1 pseudogene is annotated in these 304 nt (G+C 51.3%); it reads right to left on the bottom strand.

What is annotated here, in order from left to right:
- A pseudogene (locus EJE49_RS07510) lies at nt 1–304 on the bottom strand (IS3 family transposase); the annotation flags it as partial.

Below are 304 nucleotides of genomic sequence, written 5' to 3'. Positions count from 1 at the left end.
TTGCGCAGGTAAAAATAACATAGGCCAAATCCCCAGTTGCGTTGGTTGGTGGTCAAACGTATCAGCCAGTCAGCAATGACAGCGTTCTCAGATGACAGCTTCGCTTGGTAGCGGTAACAGGTTTCGCTGATGCGAAATGCCGCACAGGCAGTGCTGATGCTGATTTGCCTGGTTTGCACCGCTGACACAGCCATCTCGCGGCGCAGAGATGGCTTCACCACTTTTTTGCAAGCGCCTCTGAAACGATTTCGGCTTTGAGGCGCTCTTCAGCATACATCTTTTTAAGCCGACGATTCTCGTCTTC

It is taken from the genome of Sulfuriferula thiophila (assembly GCF_003864975.1).
In the GTDB taxonomy this organism is placed as follows: Bacteria; Pseudomonadota; Gammaproteobacteria; order Burkholderiales; family Sulfuriferulaceae; genus Sulfuriferula; species Sulfuriferula thiophila.
The sequence above is the reverse complement of the archived record's forward strand: the minus strand, read 5'-3'. Positions and strand labels throughout refer to the sequence as shown.